Annotated in this window: 7 protein-coding genes; 5 read left to right on the forward strand and 2 right to left on the reverse strand. The window is 64.0% G+C overall.

The window, feature by feature from the left end:
* A partial coding sequence (locus tag EN993_RS30600; protein WP_281040587.1) for an aminoglycoside phosphotransferase family protein occupies positions 1 to 330 on the forward strand: 330 nt, incomplete at its 5' end.
* Positions 331 to 414: 84 nt separating this feature from the next.
* Positions 415 to 732 (forward strand): hypothetical protein, encoded by a 318-nt coding sequence (locus EN993_RS30605; protein WP_127265636.1) that lies wholly within the window; start codon positions 415 to 417, stop codon positions 730 to 732.
* A gap of 39 nt (positions 733 to 771) precedes the next feature.
* Here the strand turns inward: EN993_RS30605 and EN993_RS30610 are convergent, their stop codons facing one another.
* Positions 772 to 1,863 carry a COX15/CtaA family protein gene (locus EN993_RS30610; RefSeq protein ID WP_127265637.1) on the reverse strand — a complete coding sequence of 364 codons (1,092 nt, stop codon included), beginning with the start codon at positions 1,861 to 1,863 and terminating at the stop codon, positions 772 to 774.
* 198 nt (positions 1,864 to 2,061) lie between these two features.
* On the opposite strand from EN993_RS30610, the gene EN993_RS30615 reads away from it, so the two are divergent.
* On the forward strand, positions 2,062 to 2,277 hold the full coding sequence (locus EN993_RS30615; protein ID WP_109669806.1) for a DUF2842 domain-containing protein: 216 nt from the start codon (positions 2,062 to 2,064) through the stop codon (positions 2,275 to 2,277).
* 16 nt (positions 2,278 to 2,293) lie between these two features.
* Here EN993_RS30615 and EN993_RS30620 read toward each other — a convergent pair whose 3' ends face one another.
* The gene (locus tag EN993_RS30620) at positions 2,294 to 3,352 is read right to left on the reverse strand and encodes a polysaccharide deacetylase family protein (protein ID WP_109669456.1); all 1,059 of its coding nucleotides are present in this window, start codon (positions 3,350 to 3,352) and stop codon (positions 2,294 to 2,296) included.
* A 91-nt stretch (positions 3,353 to 3,443) separates the two neighbouring features.
* Between EN993_RS30620 and EN993_RS30625 the strand changes: the two genes are divergently transcribed.
* Together EN993_RS30625 and EN993_RS30630 are read left to right on the forward strand one after the other, a co-directional pair.
* Complete coding sequence (locus EN993_RS30625; protein WP_109669453.1) at positions 3,444 to 4,667, forward strand: GNAT family N-acetyltransferase; 1,224 nt, start codon at positions 3,444 to 3,446, stop codon at positions 4,665 to 4,667.
* Between the two features lie 4 nt (positions 4,668 to 4,671).
* A partial coding sequence (locus EN993_RS30630) for a GNAT family N-acetyltransferase (protein ID WP_164757913.1) occupies positions 4,672 to 5,375 on the forward strand: 704 nt, incomplete at its 3' end.

Consider the following 5,375-nt stretch of genomic DNA (forward strand, 5'->3'; position numbering starts at 1 on the left):
GACCTGCATCACGAAAACATCCTGCACGGGCCGCGCGGCTGGCTGGCGATCGATCCGAAGGGCGTTCTCGGCGACCCCGGCTTCGACGCCGCGAACATGTTCTACAACCCGCTCGACCGCGATGAACTTTGCCTCGATCCGGAGCGAACAGCACATATGGCGGAAGTCTTTGCCAGAACACTGGGCCAGACACCACCAGCCATCCTCGATCATGCCATCGCCTATGGGTGCCTGTCGGCGTCCTGGCATCATGAGGACGGCAACGCGGTCGAGGAGAATCGCGAATTGTCGATCGCCGGGGCGATCCGGGCGGTGCGGGCAAGCTTCTGATCGCACGGGGCAACGGCGCGGTGCTAACCGCTTGTTCACCACAATGGGCTACTGACTGGTCTCGGCTCCACTTCGGGATTTGTCATGGTCAGCGCGATTTCGGGTTCCTCACCGGCAACCCAGTATTCCTCGTCCAGTTCGTCGAGCAATGCAGCCCAGGAGGCCGCGCTCGAAAAGCAGATTCAGGATTTGGAAGACCAGGCCAAGGCCATCAAGGATCAGGTCAAGGCCGCCCAGGTGCAGCAGGATATCGCCGTGGCCCAAGCCAAGCTCGATGCGCTCAAGGCCGCCGACAAGGCAGCCAAGGCCGATCAGGGGCAGTCTGCACCATCCGCCGCAGCGTTGCGTCAGGCGGAGTTCGACGGCGAGAAGACGACATCGTCAAACGAATTTTGGATGTAACTGGCGAATTCTGGATGTAACTGGCCGATCGGCTCGGGATCAGCTCCTGAGCGCGATATCGTGCGGCAAGGGATAGGCGCCCTTGGTGCCGCGCCAATGCGCTGATGCAAAGCCCAGCACGATCAGTGCAAAGGCTTGATGGGTCAGCGCCATATGCAGCGGCACATGCATCAGCAGCGTGCCGATGCCGATCGAGGCCTGCACCAGCACCAGCAGAAACAGCAACGTCGCGCGCCGCGCATGCGTTGAGCCTGGCAGCCGCCGGCGCGTGGCGATCATGTGCCACAAGGCCACGATGAACACCGTATAGGCGCCGAGCCGATGGATGAACTGCACCGTCTTCGGGCTTTCGAAGAAGTTGCGCCATGCCGGCTCGAGGATCAGCAGATCGCCAGGGATGATCTTGCCATCCATCAACGGCCAGGTGTTGTAGCTCAAGCCGGCGTCGAGCCCGGCGACCAGGCCTCCGAGATAGATCTGGATCAGCGCCAGCAGCACGATGAAGCCAGCCAGCCTCTGCGTCGACCGATCGGCGGCGGGTTCGGAATGCGGCGCCAGTCCGCGCGCGACCACCATGGTCGCGGTGAAGATCAGCGCCGCGAGTGTCAGGTGGGTCGCCAGCCGGTACTGGCTGACGGAGACCCGGTCGACCAGACCGGAGGCCACCATCCACCAGCCGATGGCGCCCTGCAGGCCGCCGAGCAAGAGAATGCCCACGAGTTTCGGTCCCAGGCCGCGCTCGACGCGGCGCGTCGCCCAGAAGAACAGCAGCGGCAGGGCAAAGACCAGGCCGACGCTGCGCGCCAGGATGCGGTGCGCCCATTCCCACCAGAAGATCGACTTGAAGGCCTCGATGCTCATGCCCTTGTTGAGCTCGGCATATTGCGGGATCTGCTGATAGAGCTGGAATTCCTCTTGCCACTCGGCGTCGTTGAGCGGCGGTATCACGCCGTGGATCGGCTTCCACTCCGTAATCGACAGGCCGGAATCGGTTAGCCTCGTGGCGCCGCCGACCAGCACCAGCGCAAACAGCACCAGAAGCACCACATAGAGCCAGCCGCGCAGCAGCGCCCGGTTATGCAGGTCGCGGTCGCGGGCGACGTATGGCGCGGCAGCTGATATGGCAGCCATGATCTTGTCCCGGCAGGTTGGTTTGGCGGATTGGTGGACCATCGCACCCGTGCTGGCAAGGCCATGCGGCGCGGCACGCCGTCGCGCCGCGCCTCACCGGTTGCACAGCTTCGCGTCAAGGCCTATGCGGGGCAACAGCCCTTGAGCTTGCCGGGCCGCCTGTGCGAATTGCCGGCATGCTCGACCAGGAGACCAACCATGCCCCTGCGCCTGAAAAAGCTGATCGGAATGTTCCTGCTGGTGGCGCTGGTCATCATCTATGCGCTGGTCGCATCGATCTTCGCGGTCGCCCGGCTGTCGGAATCGGGCCCGTGGGTGCATTTCCTGTTCTTCCTGCTCAGCGGCCTGCTCTGGGTGCTGCCGGCGATGGGCATCATCAAATGGCTGATGCTGGAGCCACGGACCAAGCGCTAGGCGGAACCCGACCCCATCAGATGGTAACGACCATCTTGCCGGCATTGGCGAGCGGCGTCGTCACGCCCGACAGCATGGTGCGGATATGGGCAAGGCTCTGGTAGCGGCCGTTGACTGAAATGCGCGGCAAGGCATGCAGGAAGCCGGCATGCTCGGCACGCAGCACACCGTGGCGCGTCGTCACGGCGGAGGTGTAGCCGGCGTCGCGGGCAAAGCCCACCTCGCGGCAGCCGACAGCGCTGGCATAACCATAGGGGTAGGCGAAATGGCTGGGCTTCTCGCCCAGTTCGGCCTGCAACATGCCGCGCACGGCGCCGATCTCGTGCCGGGCACCGGTTTCGGAAAGCCGCTTCAGATTGCTGTGGTTGATCGTGTGGGCGCCGATCGTCACCAGCGGATGCGCGGCCATGCCGCGGATCTCGTCCCAACTCATCAATGTGCGCAATCGCGGGCCGTCGGCGTCGATGCCATTTGAGCGAGCCAGATCGCGCAACACCGCCTGCAGGTCCTCCTCGCGGACTTCGGAGGTGAGATAGGCGTGCAGGCGTGCATTGGCCTGCAGTTTCTTCGCAGGTGTCGAGCAATCGATCGTCAGGGGACCATTCGGTCGCGTCAGAGTGAGGCTATCGCGCGCTTTGACGATATCCTCGACCACATCCCACCACAGGTCGGCCGTGCCGTTGATCAGCCCCGGCGCTACATAGATGGTGATCGGCGCGCCGTGCTTCTCCAGCACCGGCAGCGCCTCGGTCATGTTGTCGCGATAAGCGTCGTCGGCGGTGATGGTGGCAAACTCGCCGCCCTTGCCGCCTGCCTTGATGCGCTCAACGGCTTCGTCCATGGAGACAAAGGCATAACCATGCGCCTTCATGTCGGCGATCATGGCATCGAGGAAACCGGGAGCAATGTTGAGATGCCGGTTGACGCTGTCGGGCCTTTCCGGCGTCGCGGTAACGCGATGCAGCATCAGGATGGCGCCGATGCCGCCGATGAATGGTTTGGCCAGCGGTGCGAGACCGGTATAGCGGGCGACGTTCAGCGCCAGTTTCCGGATTGCCTCCCCGCCGTCGATCATTCATTCACCTTTTGCGCCTAGGCTGATCCAAGCACGGAATGCGCCTACGCGAACCCCCAAATCGCGATCAATACGCCCTAAGGATTGAGGTATGGTTGACGCTGCAGCGTCATTTGACGGCAATCGGCTTGCGGCGACCGAGGCGTCGTCGCGCGCCTTGCCACGGAACCATGCCGGCCTGTCGATTTCAGTGGCGTCCACGGACGGACTGGTGGCCTATGCCGAGTTCTGCCGCTCGGCCCTGTTTGCACCGCCGCAGAGTGCTGCCTGGATCCTGAGCTGGGCTGCCGAGGTCCGACCGGATCTGCTCGTTGCGACACTGAGCACCGAAGGCAAGCCGGTTTTCTCGTTGGCCCTGGAGGTCACCGCCAGCGGTCCGTTCCGCGTCGCCCGCTTAATGGGTGGCCGCCACGCCAATGGCAACTTCGTCGCCGCGGATCCGCACTGGCTGGCCAGATCAGATGTTCCGGCCATCCGAGCGATGCTGACGGCCATCGCCAAGGCACGTCCGGACATCGATCTCGTCGCACTGGAACGATTGCTGCCCGATCTCGACGGCGTCGCCAATCCCCTAGGCGCGCTTGACCATTTTGCCAGCCCCAATCTGTCGCTGGCCGTTGACCTCGACGGCGGCTTCGATGCGCTGCTTTCTCGCGCCAGCGGCAAACGCAAGCGCAAGAAGCACCGTTCGCAGACACGCAAGTTCGAAGCCGTCGGCAGTCATCGCCGCATCGAAGCCAGAACCGCCGACGAGGCGAACAGGCTGCTCGACGCCTTTTTCGAGATGAAGGAATTCCGCTTCCGCAAGATGGGCATCGCCAACGTCTTCGGCGACAGGCAGGTGCGCGGCTTCTTCCGCGCGCTGTTTTCGCAAGCGCTTGCCGAGGACGAGCCCTCCTTCATGCTGCACGGGCTCGAGGTTGCCGGCAAGCTGCGCGCCATCACCGGGTCGAGCCGTTCAGGCAAGCGACTGATCTGCGAGTTCGGCGCGATCGCCGAGGACGATCTCGGCCACACCAGCCCCGGCGATTTCCTGTTCTTCGACAACATCCAGGAAGCCTGCGAGGCCGGTTTCAAGGTCTATGATTTCTCGGTCGGCGACGAGCCTTACAAGCGGCTGTGGTGTGATATCGAAACCCGGCATTTCGAAGTGCTGATACCGCTGACCCTGAAGGGCCGCGTGCTGGCGCTGGCGCTTCGGCAAGGCACAGGGCTCAAGGCCTTCATCAAGAACAGCCCGACGATCTGGAAGCTGACCAAGATGCTGCGCCGCAGGGCGGCCGGACAGGCAGCGCCCGCCGAAGACGATAGCTAAGGCCATGAAGCCGACCATCCGCACACTGTCGCTGCAGGAGCTGGCGGTTCTCGTCGACTGGGCGGCCGCAGAAGGCTGGAACCCAGGCCTTGAAGACGCGGCGATGTTCCAGGCCGCGGACCCGGAAGGCTTCATCGGCGCCTTTGTCGGCAACGAAATGGTCGCCGCAGTGTCGGCAGTGGCCTATGGAAGCGAGTTCGGTTTCATCGGCCTCTACATCTGCCGGCCGGACATGCGCGGCAAAGGCTACGGCAAGGCGGTGTGGAACGCTGGGATGACGAGACTTGCCGGCCGCACTATCGGCCTCGACGGCGTCGCCGAGCAGCAGGCCAATTACCGGAGCAAGGGCTTCAGGCCGGCTTACGAGACCATCCGCTACAGCGGGCGCACGGCAGGCCCGGCGGTCAACGCCGACGGACTGAGGACAGTGACGACTGAGCTCGTGCCCGACATCATCGCCTATGACACGCATTGTTTTCCGGGACCGCGGCGGGCGTTCCTGCATCGATGGCTGCAGGCACCGCATCACGGGCTGGCGGCGATCAGTTCACGCGGCACCACCGGCTACGCCGTGGCGCGGCCGTGCCGTTCCGGCTTCAAGATCGGCCCGCTGTTTGCCGACGACCTGGAAATCGCCCTGCAATTGCTGGACGGACTGGCTGGGGCCTGCGGGGGCGGCGGCCTGCCTATTGACGTCCCCGCCGGTAA

The sequence above is a fragment of the Mesorhizobium sp. M7D.F.Ca.US.004.01.2.1 genome, from assembly GCF_003997785.1.
Classification (GTDB): Bacteria; Pseudomonadota; Alphaproteobacteria; order Rhizobiales; family Rhizobiaceae; genus Mesorhizobium; species Mesorhizobium loti.

Coding starts and splice junctions, on each gene's coding strand:
- EN993_RS30605 (WP_127265636.1), top strand. CDS start 415: ATGGTCAGCGCGATTTCGGGTTCCTCACCGGCAACCCAGTATTCCTCG.
- EN993_RS30610 (WP_127265637.1), bottom strand. CDS start 1,863: ATGGCTGCCATATCAGCTGCCGCGCCATACGTCGCCCGCGACCGCGAC.
- EN993_RS30615 (WP_109669806.1), top strand. CDS start 2,062: ATGCCCCTGCGCCTGAAAAAGCTGATCGGAATGTTCCTGCTGGTGGCG.
- EN993_RS30620 (WP_109669456.1), bottom strand. CDS start 3,352: ATGATCGACGGCGGGGAGGCAATCCGGAAACTGGCGCTGAACGTCGCC.
- EN993_RS30625 (WP_109669453.1), top strand. CDS start 3,444: ATGGTTGACGCTGCAGCGTCATTTGACGGCAATCGGCTTGCGGCGACC.